The 18398-nt window shown below is 61.5% G+C and carries 18 protein-coding genes and 1 pseudogene; 10 read left to right on the top strand and 9 right to left on the bottom strand.

Features of this window, described 5'->3' with window-relative positions:
• Positions 1 to 6 precede the first annotated feature (6 nt).
• Entirely contained in the window at positions 7 to 1149 is a 1143-nt protein-coding gene (locus ACSFA7_RS32230) for an acyl-CoA dehydrogenase family protein (protein WP_435503124.1), read from the bottom strand.
• 151 nt (positions 1150 to 1300) lie between these two features.
• Between ACSFA7_RS32230 and ACSFA7_RS32225 the strand changes: the two genes are divergently transcribed.
• Together ACSFA7_RS32225 and ACSFA7_RS32220 are read left to right on the top strand one after the other, a co-directional pair.
• Positions 1301 to 2377: a LacI family DNA-binding transcriptional regulator gene (locus ACSFA7_RS32225; protein ID WP_435503123.1), complete on the top strand. Its 1077-nt coding sequence runs from the start codon at positions 1301 to 1303 to the stop codon at positions 2375 to 2377.
• On the top strand, positions 2370 to 2804 hold the full coding sequence (locus ACSFA7_RS32220) for a RidA family protein (protein ID WP_435503122.1): 435 nt from the start codon (positions 2370 to 2372) through the stop codon (positions 2802 to 2804). The genes ACSFA7_RS32225 and ACSFA7_RS32220 overlap by 8 nt, the downstream gene beginning before the upstream one ends.
• 72 nt (positions 2805 to 2876) lie before the next feature.
• On the opposite strand, the pseudogene ACSFA7_RS32215 reads toward ACSFA7_RS32220, so the two are convergent.
• The 3 genes and pseudogenes from ACSFA7_RS32215 to ACSFA7_RS32205 form a co-directional block, all read right to left on the bottom strand.
• Positions 2877 to 2996, bottom strand: a pseudogene (locus ACSFA7_RS32215) (LysR family transcriptional regulator); the annotation flags it as partial.
• A complete protein-coding gene (locus tag ACSFA7_RS32210) occupies positions 2957 to 3184 on the bottom strand; it encodes a hypothetical protein (protein WP_435503121.1) in 228 nt (75 codons plus the stop codon). The gene ACSFA7_RS32210 and the pseudogene ACSFA7_RS32215, both read right to left, overlap by 40 nt.
• Before the next feature lie 609 nt (positions 3185 to 3793).
• On the bottom strand, positions 3794 to 4156 hold the full coding sequence (locus tag ACSFA7_RS32205) for a hypothetical protein (RefSeq protein WP_435503120.1): 363 nt from the start codon (positions 4154 to 4156) through the stop codon (positions 3794 to 3796).
• Positions 4157 to 4408: 252 nt separating this feature from the next.
• Between ACSFA7_RS32205 and ACSFA7_RS32200 the strand changes: the two genes are divergently transcribed.
• From ACSFA7_RS32200 to ACSFA7_RS32165, 8 genes are all read left to right on the top strand, one after another.
• The gene (locus ACSFA7_RS32200) at positions 4409 to 5179 is read left to right on the top strand and encodes an IclR family transcriptional regulator (RefSeq protein WP_435503119.1); all 771 of its coding nucleotides are present in this window, start codon (positions 4409 to 4411) and stop codon (positions 5177 to 5179) included.
• A 9-nt stretch (positions 5180 to 5188) separates the two neighbouring features.
• Positions 5189 to 6319 carry a class II histone deacetylase gene (locus tag ACSFA7_RS32195; protein ID WP_435503118.1) on the top strand — a complete coding sequence of 377 codons (1131 nt, stop codon included), beginning with the start codon at positions 5189 to 5191 and terminating at the stop codon, positions 6317 to 6319.
• Between the two features lie 5 nt (positions 6320 to 6324).
• A complete protein-coding gene (locus tag ACSFA7_RS32190; protein ID WP_435503117.1) occupies positions 6325 to 6960 on the top strand; it encodes a cupin domain-containing protein in 636 nt (211 codons plus the stop codon).
• Positions 6957 to 8216 (top strand): Tm-1-like ATP-binding domain-containing protein, encoded by a 1260-nt coding sequence (locus ACSFA7_RS32185; protein WP_435503116.1) that lies wholly within the window; start codon positions 6957 to 6959, stop codon positions 8214 to 8216. Before ACSFA7_RS32190 ends, ACSFA7_RS32185 begins: the two co-directional genes overlap by 4 nt.
• The gene (locus ACSFA7_RS32180) at positions 8200 to 9036 is read left to right on the top strand and encodes a phosphoenolpyruvate hydrolase family protein (RefSeq protein ID WP_435503115.1); all 837 of its coding nucleotides are present in this window, start codon (positions 8200 to 8202) and stop codon (positions 9034 to 9036) included. The genes ACSFA7_RS32185 and ACSFA7_RS32180 overlap by 17 nt, the downstream gene beginning before the upstream one ends.
• A gap of 19 nt (positions 9037 to 9055) precedes the next feature.
• Positions 9056 to 10672 carry an AMP-binding protein gene (locus tag ACSFA7_RS32175; RefSeq protein ID WP_435503114.1) on the top strand — a complete coding sequence of 539 codons (1617 nt, stop codon included), beginning with the start codon at positions 9056 to 9058 and terminating at the stop codon, positions 10670 to 10672.
• Positions 10669 to 11841, top strand: coding sequence for an acyl-CoA dehydrogenase family protein (locus tag ACSFA7_RS32170; protein ID WP_435503113.1), 1173 nt, complete (start codon positions 10669 to 10671; stop codon positions 11839 to 11841). Before ACSFA7_RS32175 ends, ACSFA7_RS32170 begins: the two co-directional genes overlap by 4 nt.
• A 61-nt stretch (positions 11842 to 11902) precedes the next feature.
• Positions 11903 to 12940 carry a cyclase family protein gene (locus ACSFA7_RS32165; protein ID WP_435503112.1) on the top strand — a complete coding sequence of 346 codons (1038 nt, stop codon included), beginning with the start codon at positions 11903 to 11905 and terminating at the stop codon, positions 12938 to 12940.
• Positions 12941 to 13200: 260 nt separating this feature from the next.
• Here ACSFA7_RS32165 and ACSFA7_RS32160 read toward each other — a convergent pair whose 3' ends face one another.
• The 5 genes from ACSFA7_RS32160 to ACSFA7_RS32140 all read right to left on the bottom strand — a co-directional run bounded on the left by ACSFA7_RS32160 (position 13201) and on the right by ACSFA7_RS32140 (position 18395).
• Complete coding sequence (locus tag ACSFA7_RS32160) at positions 13201 to 14178, bottom strand: ABC transporter ATP-binding protein (RefSeq protein ID WP_435503111.1); 978 nt, start codon at positions 14176 to 14178, stop codon at positions 13201 to 13203.
• The gene (locus ACSFA7_RS32155; protein WP_435503110.1) at positions 14175 to 15149 is read right to left on the bottom strand and encodes an ABC transporter ATP-binding protein; all 975 of its coding nucleotides are present in this window, start codon (positions 15147 to 15149) and stop codon (positions 14175 to 14177) included. The genes ACSFA7_RS32160 and ACSFA7_RS32155 overlap by 4 nt, the downstream gene beginning before the upstream one ends.
• A gap of 1 nt (position 15150) precedes the next feature.
• On the bottom strand, positions 15151 to 15942 hold the full coding sequence (locus tag ACSFA7_RS32150; RefSeq protein WP_435503109.1) for an ABC transporter permease: 792 nt from the start codon (positions 15940 to 15942) through the stop codon (positions 15151 to 15153).
• Between the two features lie 135 nt (positions 15943 to 16077).
• Positions 16078 to 17016, bottom strand: a complete 939-nt coding sequence (locus ACSFA7_RS32145; RefSeq protein ID WP_435503108.1) for an ABC transporter permease — start codon at positions 17014 to 17016, stop codon at positions 16078 to 16080.
• Between the two features lie 11 nt (positions 17017 to 17027).
• Positions 17028 to 18395 (bottom strand): aminotransferase class III-fold pyridoxal phosphate-dependent enzyme, encoded by a 1368-nt coding sequence (locus ACSFA7_RS32140; RefSeq protein ID WP_435503107.1) that lies wholly within the window; start codon positions 18393 to 18395, stop codon positions 17028 to 17030.
• Positions 18396 to 18398: the final 3 nt, after the last annotated feature.

Here is an 18398-nt window from a genome sequence, read left to right as displayed (position 1 = left end):
TTCCCTTCAGGCAGCCAGGGCGGCGCGTGCGATCTGCAGCCGTTGCATTTCGGAAGTGCCTTCGCCGATCCGGAAGGCACGTGCGTCGCGATAGAAGCGCTCGACCGGCAACTCGCACATGTAGCCCATGGCGCCGAAGATCTGCAGCACGCGATCCGTGACGCGGCAGCCCATTTCGCTGGCGTAGAGCTTGGCGCGCGATGCGGCGATGCGTGCCTCCGGCACGTCCGCGTCGATCATCTCCGCGGCACTGCGGATCAGCAACCTTGCGGCTTCGATTTCCACATCGTTGTCGGCAACCATGAACTGGATCGCCTGGTGTTGCGAGAGGCTGGCGCCGAATGCCTTGCGCTCCACGGCATATTCGCACGCCATGGCGTGCGCCCGCACCGACAGGCCGAGCGAGCGGCTCGCCGACAGCAGCCGATCCTGGTTGATCGACTGCATCATGCCGAGGAAGCCCGCGTCGGGCGCGCCCAGCACGTCCGCATCGGGCACGAAGCAGTTCTCGAGCGAGAAGCCGTTGAGGTGGTAGCCGCGCCAGCCCATTTTCTTGTAGCGCGTCATGCCGACCATCCCGGGGTTGTCGCGCCGCACGATGAAGGTGCCCAGCCTGCCCTTGAGCGGCGCGGCAGGGTTCGTCACGGCCAGCACGATGATGTAGTCGGCCGTCTCGGCGTGCGAGATGAAGTGCTTGCTGCCGCTCAGCGACCAGCCTGCGTCGACCCGGATTGCACGGGTGCGCAGGCCGCCGAGGTCGGAGCCGGCGTTCGGCTCGGTCAGGGCGTAGGTGACGATCTTCTGGCCCGACAGGATGCCGGGCAGCAGCCTCTCCCGCTGAGCGGCGCTGGCCTGCGCCAGTTGTAGCGGCAAATGGCCGAACACCTCGCTCAGCGGCACCGAGGTGTAGGTGAGCTCTTCCAGGATCGCCACCTTCGCTGCGGCCGAGAGCCCCGGCCCGCCAATGCGCTCCGGCAGATTGAAACCATAAAGCCCCAGTGCCGCGACCTCCGCGCGCAACCGGGCAAGCAACTCGACGCTGACGTCGTCATCGGTCTCGATCTGTTGCTCCAGCGGCACGAGGCGTTGGCGCACAAAGCGGTGCGCCGTGTCCCGGATCATCGAAAGCTCTGCGTCGGAAGTGGTCATGTCCATGATGTACGAAATCGATTTCGATAAATCTTATACGGTACCCGTAAAAAGTCAACATTCACAAATGAACCAATCTGTGAAAAATCGGTTTCGATAAAATGCATAACCCGTGCCAGCGTCCTCGCTCCCGGGATCAAAGGAAGACGACTTGAAAATCCAGGAATTCGCCGCCAAGCTGAAGCTCTCCGTCAGCACCGTGTCCAAGGCCATGAACGGCCGCGAGGACGTGAGCGCCGCAACGCGCGAACGCGTGCTGGCCGCTGCGGCCCGCCTGGGTTTCTCGCCGGATCCCGCGGGCCGGCGTCTTCGCCGCCAGGCCTCGGACACGATCGGCTTTGTACTTTCGGCCCCGCAGGCCTCGTTCGCCCACCCGTTCTTCCTGAACATGCTCATGGGTGTGGACGAGGCGCTGGACGGCTCGAACTACCAGGTGATCATCGCGTCGGCCCGCACCGTGGAGACGGAGATCGACGTGTTCAAGCGCCTGGTGGAGCGCCAGCGTGTCGATGCACTGCTGTTCGGGCGGACACGCCGCGATGACGAGCGCATTGCCTACTTGATGAAACGCGACGTGCCCTTTGTCGCCTTCGGACGCAGCGAAACCTCCACCGACTTCCCCTGCCTCGACATCGATCACACCGTCGTGGGCCGCGCGGGTTGCGCCCGCTTCATCGCGTTGGGGCACCGCCGGATCGCCCTGGTGCATTCGCCGGAGTTCCTGATGTTCAGCCACCACCAGCGCATGGGGTATGAAGCCGCATTGCGCGGCGCCGGCATCGAGATCGATCCAGCGTTGTGCGTCGAAGAGGCGATTTCGGAAGAAGGCGGCGTGGCCGCCGCTCGCCGCTTGCTGGACCTGCCCGATCCGCCCACCGCCATCGTGTGCGGGCACGACCTGGTGGCTCTGGGCGTCATCCGCGCGATCGGCGAGACCGGAAGAACGGCAGGCGTGGATGTGGGGGTCATCGGCGGCGATGACCATCCGATCGGTCGGTACGTCTCACCCGCGCTGACGACCTTCTCCGCCGAGACCCACCGTGCCGGCAAGCGCATGGTGGAGATGCTCATGGCAAGGCTCGACGGCACGCCGGCGAGCGCCCTGCAGGAAGTCTGGACGCCGGAACTCATCGTGCGCGCCTCCGATGGGCCACGCCGCACGCCGGCGATGTCGGTGCCTCCGGCATCGGCCGGGGGCCAGCGAAGGAAAGGAAATGCGAATGTCTGATCATCCATCCGACACGGGCACCGTAGCCTACGTCGACCCCGAAAGCCTGGCCGCGCCCGGTGGGCACTACAGCCACGTCAGCGTTGCCAATGGCCTCGCCTTCGTGTCAGGTCAATTGCCGATCACGCCAGCCGGACTGAAGCTGGTCGACGCGTCGTTCGAGGATCAGGCGCGCCAGGTGCTGGCCAACGTGCAGACGGCACTCGAGGCGGCTAGCAGCGGCGTGCACCACCTGGTGCAGGTTCGCGTGTACGTGGACAGCATGGAGAACTGGCCGGCCTTCAATGCGGTCTACCGGGAGTGGGCAGGCACGATTCGGCCTTCCCGCGCCGTCGTGCCGACTGGCCCCTTGCACTTCGGGCTCAAGGTGGAGGTCGAAGCCATCGGTCGGGTCGCTGATCCACCAACTGCACGGGAGAAGACATAACAGAAGGCAAGAGCCGGTGAGCGCGCTCGAGTCGAGGCGCCACAGGCGGCTCGATGCGCAGTGTGGCGGACACACGGCCACTTGGCACATGCCGAGGCGGGTGACCGCACACGGGATGCTGTGATCGGTCTGCACGTTGTGCAGAACCCGAATCAGATGCAAATCGATCCTATCGAATAGCGCCCGGTCCTGCTGGGAACGGTACGCGGCAGCAGGGTCTGATCGGCGTGCACGCGTTCAGCAGTATGGCGGAAATGAAGCTCCTCGGCGACGACGATGAAGTAGCGCAGATGCCGAATCTGCGCCGCGCCGGCAAGCGCGCTGCCAGCACCACCATCCACGTTCAGCCCAAGTTCCGGGGTCAAGGCAAGGGTGCTCAACTTGGTAAGTTCCAACCAAGGTAGCCTGGAAGGCTCGATGGAGGCATGCAAGGGACATCTCTCATCGACGCCAACACCGCCGCATGTGCAGTCATCACAGCCGCATCCCTGCGGACACCACAAGAGTTGAAGAATCAGCGCGATCGCGCTAACGGTGGTAGAGAGTTGCCGTGCAGAGGTTGCGAAGGCACATCGCCTGCAGGACTGAAGGCCCTCCAGCATGAACGGGCAGAGCAAGAATCCACGCGAGGCCGCCCATGCATCCACAAACGACGACGAAGGCGGCAATGTCGGACAGCAATTTCCGTCCTCTCACCGTTGTCGATTCTCTTGGGCGGATTTTATGCCGCCCCTTGATATGAGATGCCATTTCAGTGCCCTCGCAGAAATCATGCCTGGCCACAGAGCTGCAACCTTGTATCCGGCCGGATGTAGAGGCTGACATACCTGCCGCCTCCAAATTTGTCGCGCCAGTACCGCCCGATCGCTTGCGTTCACTCACCCGCGACCACAGTCAGCCACGTTATTTCAATCGACGCCAAAAGATCTTGGAGTCCTTAAACTTGAATCCGCTGTCCTGCAGGCGCAGAAGTACTTCCTGTGCGAGTGTCATTTCTTTTCGACGCTCCAGAAGAATGGCATTGATGCAGGAACGATCCCGCCGATGTTGCTGCGATAGGCCGTGGGCTGGACATACTGGCCCACAGGCAGATAAAGGACCTGATCGAAGGCGCGAGCGTTGAGCTTCTCCGTGACTTGCTTGCGTTCTGCTTCGCTCTTCGCCGTCAGAAATGCCGCGCGCAACTCCCGGGTGGGCTCGTCCGTGGGCCAGCCAACAACACCGTCGGCGAAACCGCTGGCGCGCAGCAGCACGTGATTTCCCGGGGTCAACGTATCGGGGACCAGCGTGAAGGTGAGGAACAGGCGCCACTTGCCCTGCCAGGCCTGGCCAGGCCCGGTCTGCTCGACCATGACGCCGGGGATGCGGCAAGCGTCTTGAGCACGTCGACGCTCGGCACCTCGACCCAGTCCACTTCATTGTTGACCACCGCCTGCCCGAAGGTGACCGCAGATGCAATGGCAACAACCAGAACGAAGCGGTGGGCAAACTCTTCATGGACGCACTCCTCAAACAGCTAGCGGACAATCCAATGTTGCTCAATGTGAAACACAGTTGACATTAAAACAATACTTCGCTAGATTCATTCCGGAGGTCAAGAAACTTTGAAAACTCTACGTAAAGGGCTCGCGGTGCTCCGCGAGCTTGCTGCCAGTGAAGAACCAGTGGGGGTCACCGAGCTTGCTCGTCGCCTTGAGCTGGATAAAGCGAGTGCACATCGCATGCTTGCTGCGTTGGTGGACGAAGGATTCGCTGAGCAAGACGAAGACACCCGGCGGTACACCTTGGGGCTGGCTGTTGTGGATCTGGCCACGGCGCGATTGCGAAGCGTCAGTGTTGCGGGTGCGGCACTGCCGCACATCGAGGCCCTGCGTGACGAGCTGAACGAAACCGTTGCACTTGTTGTTCCCGACGGAATGCACTTTTCGTGTGCGACTGTTTGTGAAAGCCGCCAGACGGTGCGAGTCTCTTTTTTTGTGGGCGAGCGCCTTCCCTTGCTGGGTTCTGCGTGTGGCGTCGCGTGGCTGACGACGGTGTCGGAAGCTATGCGAGATCAGGCGATTTTGCGGCGCGCCCCTGCGTCCAATGGCAAGGGTGGCGTCGACGTGAAGCAGCTTCTCAAGGACGCTGTGGCGGCCAAGCGGAATGGCTATGCCGTCAAGCTGGACTCCATGGCGGTCGGGGCCGGCGCAGTTGCAGCGCCAATCGTCGGCGTAGACGGTGGCTGCACCGGAATTCTGGTCGTCGGGGCCCAGAGCATCAATCTTGGCGCTCAGCGCTCGGCGCAGATCGGCCAGATGCTGGTCCAGGTTGCAAGTCGAATACAGAGTGAATTGCGGACCGGCTCAAGGGCCACCATCCGTCGCATTATTTAGGAGCTGGCTATGAAGCTGAAGACAGGATTCGTTTGGCATGAGATCTACGCATGGGGGTTGCAGGCGAATGATGCGCAAAGCAATCCGAGCGAGTGCCTGTTCGAGCCGCTTCCCAGCAACGAAGGCCCCGAAGCGAAACGAAGGGTCCGGAACTTGTTGGAGGCCTCGGGGCTGCTCGGGCAGCTCGAGCGGGTCGATGCGATCATGCCCGGAGTGGCCGATTTGGAGCGGGTGCACGCGACGGACTACCTTGAGCGCTTTCGATCTTGTTCCGCAGCCGGGTGGGGCGAGGTGAGCGGTGCGCAGGGGCCGACGATGCTGGCGTTTCGAAACAGCTGGGAAATATCGCTTCTTGCAGCAGGCGGCACTATCGCGGCCGTCGCGGCCGTCGCTTCCGGCAAGGTTCAGAATGCTTACGCATTGGTCCGCCCCCCTGGACATCATGCGCGCCGAACCGAGGCCATGGGGTACTGCTTCTTGGCGAACGCGGCCATTGCCGCTCGCTACGCCCAGGAGAAATTGGGCGTGGCGCGCGTGGCGATCCTTGACTGGGATGTTCACCACGGCAATGGCGCACAGGAAATCTTCTATCAGGATCCGTCAGTCCTGACCATCTCGCTGCATCAGGAGGGGGCCTATCCATACAACACCGGGACGGTCGATGAAACAGGTGAAGCGGAGGGGATCGGGAGCAACTTGAATATTCCGCTGCCTGCGGGGTCCGGCGATGGTGCGTATGCCTACGCTTTCGACAGCTTGGTGATTCCGGCCCTGGAGAAATTCCGACCGGAGCTGATCATCGTTTCGTGCGGGTTCGACGCCGCGAATGGAGACAACACAGGACGCATGATGTTGCACTCCGGCAGTTTCAGGGAGATGACGCGCAAGCTGATGGATTGCGCCGCTCGACTTTGCCAGGGTCGGTTGGTGTTCACGCACGAGGGCGGGTACAACCCGGCGACGGTTCCCTACCTTGCTCTCGCGGTGATCGAGGAGCTCTCGGGCCATCGCACCACCGTGGTCGATCCTTTCGAGCCGGTATGGCGTCAAGCGCCCGGGCAAGCGCTCTACCCCCATCAACGCGCAAAAGTCGATCATGTCGCAAGGCATGCGCGTACGCTGGGCATGTTGGCGGCTTGACACCGATGGCCTTCTTTGACGAAACCGTGGCGGCGCCTGATTGGTGCGAGCTGAAGCGATTCACGCGCTTCAATGTCGGGAGTCCGCAGCCGTTCAGGCTGCCAATCAGCCACGCCAAGGCGCGTGTCCTGATGACGGGCGGAGGCTGGTGCAATGTGACATCCGGCCAGAGAACTGATGTGCTGCGCTCGACGCAGTTCGTCGATGTTGTTCCGGGTGCCCTGGAGGTCGTTCTCCAGGCCGTCAATGCAGAATCTTCTGGCGTACTCCTCGAAGGCGCTTGGGAAGACTCGATCGGGGGGTGCGGAGTGTTCGAGTACGACAACCTCACGCCGGCCAGGAACACTGGCGACCCCGTCGCATACGCGAAGACAACCACGTTCGACTCCCACTATCACGACCATGACGAGTACTTCCTGATCCTCGAGGGGCGTGCTCAAGTCATGGTGGGTGATCAACGCCAGGAAGTCGGTCCGGGCGATGCGGTCGCAATCGGCATGGGATGGCATCACGACATCCCGCACATCTTCGAGCCGTTGCGATCTGTCTACTTCCACAGTCGGCTCGAAGGTGAACGTCGACCAGGGCATCTGTGGAATCACTGCCACGGCTGCGCCAAAGCCAGGGATGAGCGCAGATGAACACGCCCCAGGACCTGTCGCCGGGCGTCGTGGTCGGCGTGACGCTGGACACCAAAGGTGAGGAAACCGAATGGCTGTGCGAGCAGTTGAGGCGCTGTGGTCTGAGGCCCATCGTGATCGATTGTGGCGTTCTCGGCGGGTCCGCCGTCCACGCGGAGATCACGGCAGAAGTGGTCGCCGAATCGGGGGGCATGGCGCTTGACGAACTCAGGCGACAAGCCGACAGGGCCAAGGCCATCCCGGTCATGATGAGGGGGCTCGAAGTGCAACTGGGCAAGCTCCATCGCACGGGCCGAATTCAGGGCTATATCGGCATCGGGGGCGGCACGAATGCCGCATTGGCATCCGCCGCGTTCCAGGTGCTGCCCTTCGGTGTTCCCAAGCTTCTGGTCTCGACGAATGCGTCCGGAGATACGAGAGAGTTGGTCGGCATCAAGGACGTGGTCCTGATGCACTCGGTTGTCGACATTCTCGGATTGGGCAGCTATCTGAAGGCGCTCTTGGGCCGTGCAGCAAGGGTCATGGCGGCACTGGTCGTCGATGCAGCCGAGAGTCGCATCGTTCGCGGCCAACGGTGCGCAGCGATCACCGCATTTGGCTCGACCACGCCCGCCGCAAACCATGCCTACGGTCTATTGAAACGCGCGCAACTTGACGTGCTGACTTTTCACGCACGTGGAATTGGCGGGTTGGCAGCCGAGGCCTTCATCGAAGATGGTGCGGTGGACGCGTTTCTGGATCTGACAACGACCGAAATTGCGGACGAACTCGTCGGCGGCGTGCGCAGCGCGGGCCCGCGCCGCATGGACGCCGCCGCAAACATGGGCATACCGCAGGTGGTGCTGCCCGGTGCCATTGACATGGTCAATTTCGGAGCGCGAAAGACCGTTCCAACCCGATTCGAGGGGCGCAAGTTTCTCGAGCACACACCGTTCTCGACCCTGATGCGGACGACCGCAACGGAAAACGAGTCGATTGCAAAGTTCATGGCCACCAAGCTTCGCAGGGCGCGCGGCCCCGTCGCAGTGGTGTTGCCGCTTGGCGGCCACTCTGCCTACGACGCGCCAGGACAGCCGTTCCATGACCCGGCTTCGGATGCTGCATTCCGGGACACGCTGAAGGCTGAACTGGCCGGGACCGTCCCTGTCTTCGAGATCGACCGACACATCAATCACCCGATGTGCGCAGAGTTGGCTGTGCGCACCCTTCTTGACCTTCTTGAACAGGGAAATGCCCGCCATGGCAAAGAGATTTAGCCGCACTGAAGCGCTGCACCGGCTTCGTGCCGAACTGGCACGAGACAAGTCCTTGCTGGTGGTCGGGGCCGGAAATGGCCTCTCGGCACGGTGTGCGGAGGAAGGCGGCGCAGACCTCCTCGTTGTCTACAACTCAGGCTATTTTCGCGTGAATGGGCTACCGAGCCTGGTTGGCGGCATGCCCGTCGGGGACGCGAACGACATCATGCTGCGCCTGGGGCGCGAGAGCATTCGACCGCGGCTTCGGAATGTTCCGGTGATTGCCGGTGTCTATGCCGTGGATCCGACGCGGGATCTGGACGACGTCCTGGACTCCGTCGACGACATCGGCTTCTCTGGCGTCATCAACTTCCCGACTGTTGGGCGCCATGAAGGGAGCTACCGGCGGGAGCTGGAAGCGGCAGGCTACGGGTTTTCTCGTGAAGTCGAATTGGTCCGAAAGGCCCGGGAGAGAGAACTTCTTTCGCTGGCTTATGTCTACAACGCGGTCGAAGCGCGGTTGATGGCGCAGGCGGGCGTCGACGTTCTGATCGGTCACATGGGCTTGACGGTTGGCGGCGCCATCGGTGCCAAGTCGTCGAGCGGACTGGAGCAAGCCGCGGCGCAGCTCGAAACGAGCTTTGTCGCTGCGAGCGAGGTGCGGGAGGACTTGATCTTCTTGTCGCATGGAGGCCCGATATCCAGCGCCGCCGATGCCGAGTTCATCAACCAGCGGACCCGGGCCGTTGGATTCGTGGCCGCATCAAGCTTCGAGCGCATCCCAATCGAAAACGCCCTTGTGGAGGCCTGCCGATCATTCAAGGAAATACCGGTCTCCTAGCCCGTGCGCAGACCGTTGGGTGAACCTTCTGATTCAAAAAATGCGCGTCACAAATCCCGCACACTCCCTCCACAGCCTTATCGAAGGCGCAGCGTCGGAGTCCCCTGCCCTCTTCTTTGAAGACCAGGTCGTGACCTTCGGTCACATGAGGCAGCGTGCCGCTGCGCTGGCCGCAGGCCTGAGCGCACGTGGCCTGCACAGGGGTGATCGACTTGCTCTTTGGCTCGACAACGGCATCGACTGGATTGTCGTGGTACTGGCCTGTTCCAAACTGGGGATTGGGGTGGTGATGCTCAATGTCCGCTGGAGCGCCAAGGAGGTCGGCGACATGTTGACGCGCACGCGCTCGAAGGCGATCGTGACCTCCTCCACGCAAAGAGAAGGCGCGTGCGCGGTCGCGCTCCAGGATATGCATCCGGCCACTCGGGCATCGCTTGGGCTGGTGATCCTGGTGGATGAAGGTGACGACACTTTCGCGTTCGGCGTTGACCAAGTCCGTCTGTCGGCGCTCGAGCAGACAGGTGGCGTCGACGTCTCGGATGGTCAACCTGGCGACGAGGCCCTGATTCTGGCAACCTCGGGAACAACCAGTTCGCCGAAGCTGATCGTGCATGAACAGGCGAGCGTGTGCCGTCACGCCGCTGACGTCGCGCGCGCTTCCGGGCTCCACGAAGAAGGTGTCCGGATGATGCTCGCGGTGCCGATGTGCGGTGCCTACGGATACACCATTCTGATTTCCGCATTGCAAGCGCAGTGCCCCATTGTGCTGATGCAGGCGTTCCGGCCCGCCGAGGCTGCAGAGCTGATTCATCGCCATGCCGTGACGCACATGCTGGGCACCAACGACATGCTCGACAAGCTCCTGGATCGCTCAGAAAGGTCACCGGCGTTCCCGACCCTTCGTCTTTTCGGATATGCCAGCTTCGTCCCTTCGCTGACGCAGCTTCCCGAGAAGGCGGAACGGCGGGGTATCCGTATTCGCGGCTTCTACGGGATGAGCGAGCTTCTTGCGGGCTTTGCCATCCAGCCGGATGACGCCCCCTTGCACCAGAGGGCCGAAGGTGGCGGACAGCCAGCATCCGATCTGGCGTGCTTCGTGGTTCGCCACCCTGAGAGCGGAGAGACCGTCCCGCGCGGAGAAGTCGGTGAGCTTCAAGTGCAAACGCCGAACAAATTGCGGGGATACCTGGACGATCAACGCACCACGGCCGCAGCATTCACTGAAGACGGATTCTTTCGCACAGGCGATCTGGCATACGAACTTCCTGATGGCTGCTTCGTTTTCGTTTCCAGGATGAACGATGTCTTGCGCATCGGCGGCTATCTGGTGGCTCCCGCAGAAATCGAGGATGTGCTTGCCGAGGACAGTGACTTCGCAGCGGTCCAGGTGGTCGCCACTCGCATGAGCGCAGGGGTCCGGCCAATCGCGTTCGTGGTCATGCGCCCATCGATGCCGCTGGATGAAGCTGCTGCAATTGCCCGCTGCCGACGCAAGCTCGCAATCTACAAGGTTCCGGCTCGCGTGTTTGCCATCGATGAAATCCCAATGGTACGCAGTGCGAATGGCCAGAAATTCAAACGCAGCGAACTGCGAGCGCTCGCCGAGAAGCTGATCTTCGCGGAGGATCGAACGTGAACTGGACCCCTTGGACCTGGCCGTTCCTCGAGCCCAGGCATTCGGATCTCGCTCTGCGGCTTCAGGATTGGCAGCGGCAGCACCGTGCCACGGATGAATCGGCCGTTCACAGCGCCTATCTGGGAGAAGAGACCCGTGAGTTCGCTCGTGATCTGGCGGCGTGGGGGTTCCTGGACTACGCAGTTCCGCTCGACGCGAAGAGCGTTGACGTTCGAAGTCTTGCCCTCATCCGTGAGGCGCTCGCGTACTGCTCCCCTCTTGCGGACAGCGCTTTTGCCATGCAGGGGTTGGCGACGGCGCCGATCTGGCTCGTCGGGTCGGACGACCTGAAGGAGCGGTACCTCGCCCCATGCCGGCGCGGGGAGCGAATTGCGGCCAACGCGGTCACCGAACCCGCTGCAGGCTCGGATGTCGGAGCGATTGCGACCACGGCCCACGCATCGAACAATGGCTATTTGATCAACGGCGAGAAGATCTGGATCACCAACGCTGGCGTGGCAGATCACTACATCGTGATCGCGCGGACCGGCGAAGAACCTGGCGCTCGCGTCCTTTCCGCACTGATCGTGGATGCAGGCACGCCGGGGCTGGAGGTTGGCCCGCACGCAGAGATGATTGCGCCGCATCCCATTGCGGGACTCACCTTTCGTGACTGCTGGGTCCCAGCCACGCACCTGATCGGTCGGCCCGGCGAGGGCTTCAAGGCGGTCATGGCGACATTCGACATCTTCCGAACCACTGTCGGGGCCGCTGCGCTCGGAATGGCTCGCCGCGCCTTTGACGAAGCGCTGGAACGCGTCAGGACGCGCCGGCTTTTTGGGAAGCCAATGTCGGAACTCGAGTCGGTTCAAACAAAGCTCGCGGACATGCACCTTGACGTCCAGTCTGCGGGCCTGCTCGTGTACAGCGCAGCATGGGCTCGCGACACGCGAGATTCACGGGTATCCCGTGAGGTCGCGCTTGCAAAACTGGGCGCGACGGAAGCCGCTCAGCGTGTGATCGATGCAGCCGTACAGCTCTTCGGCGGGCTTGGCGTTTCTCGTCGCTGCATCGTCGAACAGCTGTATCGCGACATCCGTCCGTTGCGAATCTACGAAGGTGCTTCCGAGATTCAGAAGTTGATAGTTGCACGTTCACTGCTGGCGGAGGCCAAGTCACCCTTGACTTGAGGGCCGACAAACTGGCGGTGAGTTATCCGTGCGGATCTTTAGCGAAAAGGACAAATCTTTCATGCCAACCAGCAGTTCGCGATGGATGCATCGACCAGAGGGATCCACCTGGGGAGACTTCGGCCCCGACGATCAGTTAGGCCGGTTGAACCTGCTCACGCCGGCGAGGGTGAAGCTCGCCGCCCAGGAAGTGCAGGAGGGCTTGCGGTTCTGTCTTAGCCTTCCCTTGGACTATCCGGGTGGCTCGGTTTTGAACAAGCGACGGTTTCCTCCGGTGCTGAGTCCGACCTTGCGCGACGGGGTGCCGACGCTGAATTTTTCGCTCGCACAAGAGAATCCGAACTTCACCGATGTTCTCTGCGACGACAAGGTCGAACTTCATCTCCAGTATTCGACGCAATGGAATGCTTTCGTGCACGTCGGCAGCCATTTTGATGCGGACGGCGATGGCATTCCGGAGAAGGTGTACTACAACGGATACCGGGCCGGCGTTGACATTCGCGGTCCCGGTGACGACGATGTCCCGCACAGTCGGTCCGGCGTCCTTGCGCTCGGAATCCAGAACTATGCAGAGCACGCCATCCAGGGGCGCGGTGTGATGATCGATCTGCGCGCACATGTGGGCGATGCCCATCGACCCGTCGGCTTTGGCGAACTCAAGCGGATCATGGAAGCAGACAGCGTGCGCGTCGAGCCCGGCGACATACTCTGTCTTCACACCGGATTCGCAGAGAAGTTGCTCGAGTTCGAGCGCCAACCGCCCGCCGATGTGCTGGAACGCTTTGGTGTCGGACTCGATGGCTCGGACGTCGAATTGCTGGCGTGGTTGTCGAACAGTGGCATTGCGGCACTGGTCGCGGACAACTACAGCGTAGAGGTCTATCCCGCGCGAAAAAGGGCCCTACGGTGTTGCGCTGCCTTACCACTTCATGAGCACTGTCTCTTCAAGCTTGGGGTGCCCTTGGGCGAGCTCTGGCATCTCACACCGTTGGCCAACTGGCTTCGCAGTCATCAAAGAAATCGCTTCCTTCTCACGGCACCACCCTTGCGTCTTCCCGGCGCAGTGGGATCGCCGGTAACACCTGTAGCGACGGTATAGAGAAGGTTTTGCAGTCAGGCGACTGGCGGGAGGGCCCACAAGCCAGCTTTTGGCCCCGCTCTCTGGCGGGGCCCAGATCCCATCCAACACGGCAATGCCGTGTACCAGGAGCCCATCCAGGCCCAGCTACGCCTGCTCAGTTGCCCAGCTCCCGCCTGCCGCCGGGCCAGTGAACAAGGCGTTGGGGTCTTTGGCCTGGTTGTGTTCGGCACGCAAGTCACCAAAAAATCGGAGCTCGCCCAGCCCCGCAGGCGGGCAGACTAGGCTAGATGGCAAGCCACCACCCCGCCGCCAGCGGTAGGTCGCAGGGCGGGTTCTTCCGCCGCACATCTCTCGAATGCCTTGGGGCAGCGAGTACGAAACCTGCAGCCGCTGGGAGGATGTGTCGAGCTTGGTATCTCGCCCTTGAGAATCACCCGGTCGATCCGTGCGAACGGGTCTGGGACCGGCACCGCCGAAAGCAGCGCCTGGGTGTAGGGATGCGCGGGCTGTTCAAACAAGTTCAAACTCGGGCTCAACTCAACAATCTTTCCGAGATACATCACCGCGACCCGATGCGCAAGCTGCTCGACGATCGCCAGGTCGTGGCTGATGAACAGCAGCGTCAATCCCAATTGGCTCTGAAGCTCGGCAAGCAACCCAACCACCTGCGCCTTAACCGATACGTCAAGTGCGGAAACCGCCTCGTCGCAAACGATCATTTTGGGTTCAGGTGCCAGTGCCCTGGCGATCGCAATGCGCTGGCGCTGCCCACCCGAAAACTCATGGGGAAAGCGGTTGCCGGAGTCGGCAGGCAATCCCACCATCTCGAGCAATTGCCCAACGCGCTTGGTCATCGAACGACGATCCGACATCAACCCGAAGTTGAGAAGCGGCTGCGCAATGACTTCCCCGACACGCATCCTTGGATCCAGGCTGCCAAAGGGATCTTGAAAAATGAGTTGAACATTGCGGCGGGCGTGCCGGAGGGCCTGACCTGCCAGGGTGTCGAAGCGCTGGCCATTCAGAAAAATCTGGCCGCTCGTGGGATCGACCAAGCGTGCAACCAATCGACCGATCGTGGATTTGCCGCAACCGCTTTCGCCGACCAGTGCGAAGGTTTCGCCGCTGTTGATCGTCAGCGAGACGTCGTCCACGGCGTGCACCCGCAGAGGTTCGGAGCGCAGGCCACGGCCCTTCAAAGGAAAGTGCTTGACCATGTGGTGAAGCACGAGTGCCGGCTGGGTGTCTGTGTTCATCCCGCGACCCTCCTTGCGAAATGACAGGCCGCAGCATGGCCGGGTGCCTTGGCTTCCAGTGCAGGCGCGTGCATTGTGCAGATCGCTTCGACTCGCGGGCACCGAGGAGCAAATGCGCATCCTTGAATTTCAATGTGCAAAGGTGGGGGTGAGCCCGGCATTGTCGCGTGAGTCGACTTCTCGCGGCTTCCCAGTCTGGGTGTCAGTCGAAGTAGCCCCTGCGAATAGGGATGCAGCGGCTCTCGAAACAGGTCGCCAACGGCGGCCTCTTCCACGACTCGCCCGGCATACATGACGACCACGCGCTGCGCCATCTCGGCCACCACGCCAAGATCGTGGGTGATAAGGAGAATTGCCAACCCGGAATCCCGGCTTACCTGTCGCATGAGATCCAGAATCTGCGCCTGAATGGTGACGTCCAAGGCAGTGGTGGGCTCGTCGGCGATCAGGACCTCGGGCCGGCAGGCCAGGGCGATCGCGATCATGACCCGCTGCCTCATGCCCCCCGATAGCTGGTGGGGGTACTCCCCATATCGACGCTCGGGGTCGGGAATGCCGACCGACTGCAACAGCTCTACCGCGCGTCGACGTGCCGCTGTGCGCCCGATTTTCTCGTGCACGCGCAGCGTTTCCGCGATTTGATAACCAGCCGTCAGGACAGGGTTCAGGCTGGTCATGGGCTCCTGAAAGACCATGCCTATTTTGCTGCCTCTGACTTGACGCATACGACCTTCCGTCGCAGCAAGCAATTCCTCGCCGATCAGTTGCACCGACCCGGCGACCCTCGCCTGTGATTGCTTCAACAGCCCCATGACCGCCATGGACGTCACAGATTTTCCACAGCCGGATTCCCCGACCAGGGCGAGTGTCTGGCCGGCGTGCAGGTCGAAGGACACGCCATCGACCGCCCGGACGGGGCCCCGTGCAGTCGCGAAGTGAACACGCAGATCGTTGACTCGAAGTGCATCCATATCAGAACTTCCTGGCGAACCGTGGATCGAGTGCGTCCCGGAAGCCATCGCCGATCATGTTGACGGCGAGAACGGTAAGAGACAAGAAGGCGGCGGGAATGAAGATAAGGCCCGGACGAAGCTGAAATGCGGACCGTCCATCGGCAATGATGTTTCCCCACGAAGGAATGACACTGGGTGTGCCCGCTCCGATGAATGACAGTACTGCCTCGGCGATCATGGCGGACGCCGCGATGTAGGTTGCTTGTACGACGATGGGCGCCAGGGAGTTTGGCAAGATGTGGCGATAGACGATGACCGGCACCGTGGCCCCGTTGCTGATCGCCGCGTCGATGAATGCTTGCTCCCGCAAAGAGAGCGCCACGCTTCGAACCAGCCGGGCCACCCGCGGAACTTCGGCAATGGCGATAGCGATGATCACGTTCTGAATGGAGGAGCGCGTCAACGCAATCAAGGCGATTGCGAGAAGGATGGGTGGAATTGCCATCAGCCCGTCCATCACACGCATCACGACGGGGTCGAGCCAGCGTACGAACCCGGCTGCAACTCCCAGCAGGATCCCGAAAAACGAAGCAAGCAATGCCACGGCGATGCCGACGGTCAGCGAGACACGGGCGCCATAGATCACGCGCGAATAGAGATCCCGGCCGATCTGGTCCGTGCCGAACCATGCTTGGGCTGACGGAGGCTTGAAGCGCCCGATTCCAATGATGGAAGTCGGGTCCACGGTGAAGAGAAGTGGAGCGAACAAGGCGGCGGCGGACGTGAGCGCCAGCAGGACGATTCCGATCATCAGCCCGGGGTGTCCTGTCGCGAACGAGCAAAAGCGGCCTCGAGAGACCCGCCTCACAAGCAAGTCCTCGCGCCGTGGTTCGATCGCATACTGAGGCGGTAGTTGGTACTCGCTGGAAATGGAAGCGTTCGTCATTCAGTATCGGATTCGTGGGTCGACAACCCGGTAAAGAAGATCGACGATCAGATTGATCGCCACGTAGGTCAGGCTGAACAGCAGGATGACGCCTTGAATCACCGGATAGTCAAGCCGGATCATGGAGTCGACGGTCAGTCGGCCGAGTCCTGGTATTCCGAAGACGCTCTCAGTTGCGACCGCACCACCGATCAGCGCCCCGATCCCGATCCCGATGACCGTGATGATCGGCACGGCCGCAGCTTTCAATGCGTGAACGAAATAGATCTGCGAGGGAGGGAGTCCCTTTGCTCTGGCTGTACGCAGGAAGTCGAGCGCAAGAACTTCCAGCATCGCTGCCCGGGTCACGCGAGCGATCAGCGCGATGTATGCCAAACCCAAGGCCATGGACGGCAGCAAGAGCGATTTGAAGAACAGCCAGAAACCGCCGGAAAGTGGTTGATAGCCTTGGACTGGAAGCCATCGGAGCTGGACGGAAAAAACGTACGCGAGCACATATCCGACCACAAAGACTGGCATGGAAAATCCAACGACCGCGAGTCCGATGACGAATCTGTCAATCCATCCACCAGGATGGATGGCTGCCAAGACACCCAGCGGGACAGCAATGGTCACGGAGATCAGCATGCTCAAAGCCATCAGCGCAATGGTGGGCTCCATGCGTTGCACGATCAGATCGCTGACCGGGATCTGCGTGAAGAGCGACACCCCGAGATCGCCATGGAGGACGCGCCAGCCCCATTCGCCGAATCGAACGAGGTAGGGACGGTTCAGGCCAAGGGACTCTCGGATTCGTGCAATGTCGGCTTCGCTCGCTTGTTCGCCGCCGATCACCACGGCAGGATCTCCCGGCGCAATATAGAGAAGGCTGAACACGAGAAACGCAACGATGCCCATGACCGGTATCGTTGCCGCCAGGCGGTGAAGTATGTATTTCACTTGGCGGCACTTCAGATGGCAGCGTCGGCGGATGCGATCGCACTCTCCAGAACATTGAGCAAGTGGTCGATTTCTCTGCGTTTCGCCACAAGTGGGGGCGAGAGCACGATGACCCCAGCCTGGCTGCGGATCAGCACGCCGCGTTCGAAGCACTCCGCTTCAACTGTTCTGGGAAGCGGATGGTCGGCCGCCAGCGGTTTTCGGTTGCCCTCTTTGCCTGTGAACTCGATGGCGCCCATGAGGCCCTTGTATCGCACGTCGCCTATTGAGTTGAACCGGCGTTTGAGCGCTTCCAGCCCTTCGGCGAGCACCTGGCCTTGCGTGGCAGCGTTCGAAACAAGCTGTTCATCGGCGATCACCTGCAGATTTGCCACCCCCGCCGCACAAGCCAGCGCGTGGCCGGAGTACGTGTATCCGTGGAAGATCGTCGAGCGAGGGTCATCACGCATGAACACTCGCTCCATCCGCGCGTTGATCGCCGTCGCCCCGAGCGGAACGTAGGCCGAATTGATTCCCTTGGCAAAGGTCATCATGTCCGGCGAGACACCCCAGGCGCGGCAGCCGAACTCCTCTCCTACCCTCCCAAACCCGGTGATGACCTCATCTGCGATGAGCAGAACACCGTATTTGTCGCACACCTTGCGAACCAGCGGCCAGTAGTCGGAAGGAGGAACAATCACTCCGCCAGCGCCTTGGACCGGCTCTGCAATGAACGCCGCGACGGAGTCGGCTCCTTGCGAGAGGATCGCCCGCTCCAGAGCCTCTGCGCACAAGGTCGCCAGACGCTCTGGACTCGACTCGTTCCATGTGTTGCGGTACAGGAACGGCGCATCCACCTGGAAGAAGCCCGGTAGAAGGGGTTCAAATGCCTGACGGAATTTTGAATGCCCGCTGGCGGACATTCCTCCGAAGTGAACGCCGTGATAACCGTGGTCAAGTGAAAGTATCTTGTAGCGCTGAGCCTGGCCCTCCAGGCGCCAATACTGGCGCGCGAGCTTGAAGGCGGTTTCGTCAGCGTCGGATCCGCCGGAAGAAAAGAAGACCTTCGTCATGCCTTCCGGCTGTGCCATCGAAACCACCCGCCGAGACAATTCGATGGCCGCCGGATTCGAAAATTCTCCAAAGGTCTTGTAGTAGGCAATCTGCTTGAGCTGCTCCATGATCGCCTGGTTCACGCGCGGATGGTTGTGTCCCACATTCACGTTCCACAAGCTGGAGATGCCGTCGAAGTATCGATTGCCGTCGATGTCGAATACGTAGCACCCTTCTCCCCGCTCGATAATGATGGGCGGTCTTGTCAGAACGGCTGACGGCGCCGACATCGGGTGGATCATGTAGCGCGCGTTGTTGTCGCGCGCTGAACTCGTGCTGATGGACATACC

The sequence above is a fragment of the Variovorax trehalosi genome (assembly GCF_051216415.1).
In the GTDB taxonomy this organism is placed as follows: domain Bacteria; phylum Pseudomonadota; class Gammaproteobacteria; order Burkholderiales; family Burkholderiaceae_C; genus Variovorax.
The sequence above is the reverse complement of the archived record's forward strand: the minus strand, read 5'-3'. Positions and strand labels throughout refer to the sequence as shown.

Excerpts from the sequence above, each read along its gene's own strand:
- ACSFA7_RS32190 (WP_435503117.1), top strand. The coding sequence starts at position 6,325 with ATGGCCTTCTTTGACGAAACCGTGGCGGCGCCTGATTGGTGCGAGCTG.
- ACSFA7_RS32150 (WP_435503109.1), bottom strand. The coding sequence starts at position 15,942 with ATGATCGGAATCGTCCTGCTGGCGCTCACGTCCGCCGCCGCCTTGTTC.
- ACSFA7_RS32165 (WP_435503112.1), top strand. The coding sequence starts at position 11,903 with ATGCCAACCAGCAGTTCGCGATGGATGCATCGACCAGAGGGATCCACC.
- ACSFA7_RS32160 (WP_435503111.1), bottom strand. The coding sequence starts at position 14,178 with ATGAACACAGACACCCAGCCGGCACTCGTGCTTCACCACATGGTCAAG.
- ACSFA7_RS32155 (WP_435503110.1), bottom strand. The coding sequence starts at position 15,149 with ATGGATGCACTTCGAGTCAACGATCTGCGTGTTCACTTCGCGACTGCA.
- ACSFA7_RS32220 (WP_435503122.1), top strand. The coding sequence starts at position 2,370 with ATGTCTGATCATCCATCCGACACGGGCACCGTAGCCTACGTCGACCCC.
- ACSFA7_RS32140 (WP_435503107.1), bottom strand. The coding sequence starts at position 18,395 with ATGTCCATCAGCACGAGTTCAGCGCGCGACAACAACGCGCGCTACATG.
- ACSFA7_RS32230 (WP_435503124.1), bottom strand. The coding sequence starts at position 1,149 with ATGACCACTTCCGACGCAGAGCTTTCGATGATCCGGGACACGGCGCAC.
- ACSFA7_RS32195 (WP_435503118.1), top strand. The coding sequence starts at position 5,189 with ATGAAGCTGAAGACAGGATTCGTTTGGCATGAGATCTACGCATGGGGG.
- ACSFA7_RS32185 (WP_435503116.1), top strand. The coding sequence starts at position 6,957 with ATGAACACGCCCCAGGACCTGTCGCCGGGCGTCGTGGTCGGCGTGACG.
- ACSFA7_RS32180 (WP_435503115.1), top strand. The coding sequence starts at position 8,200 with ATGGCAAAGAGATTTAGCCGCACTGAAGCGCTGCACCGGCTTCGTGCC.
- ACSFA7_RS32205 (WP_435503120.1), bottom strand. The coding sequence starts at position 4,156 with ATGGTCGAGCAGACCGGGCCTGGCCAGGCCTGGCAGGGCAAGTGGCGC.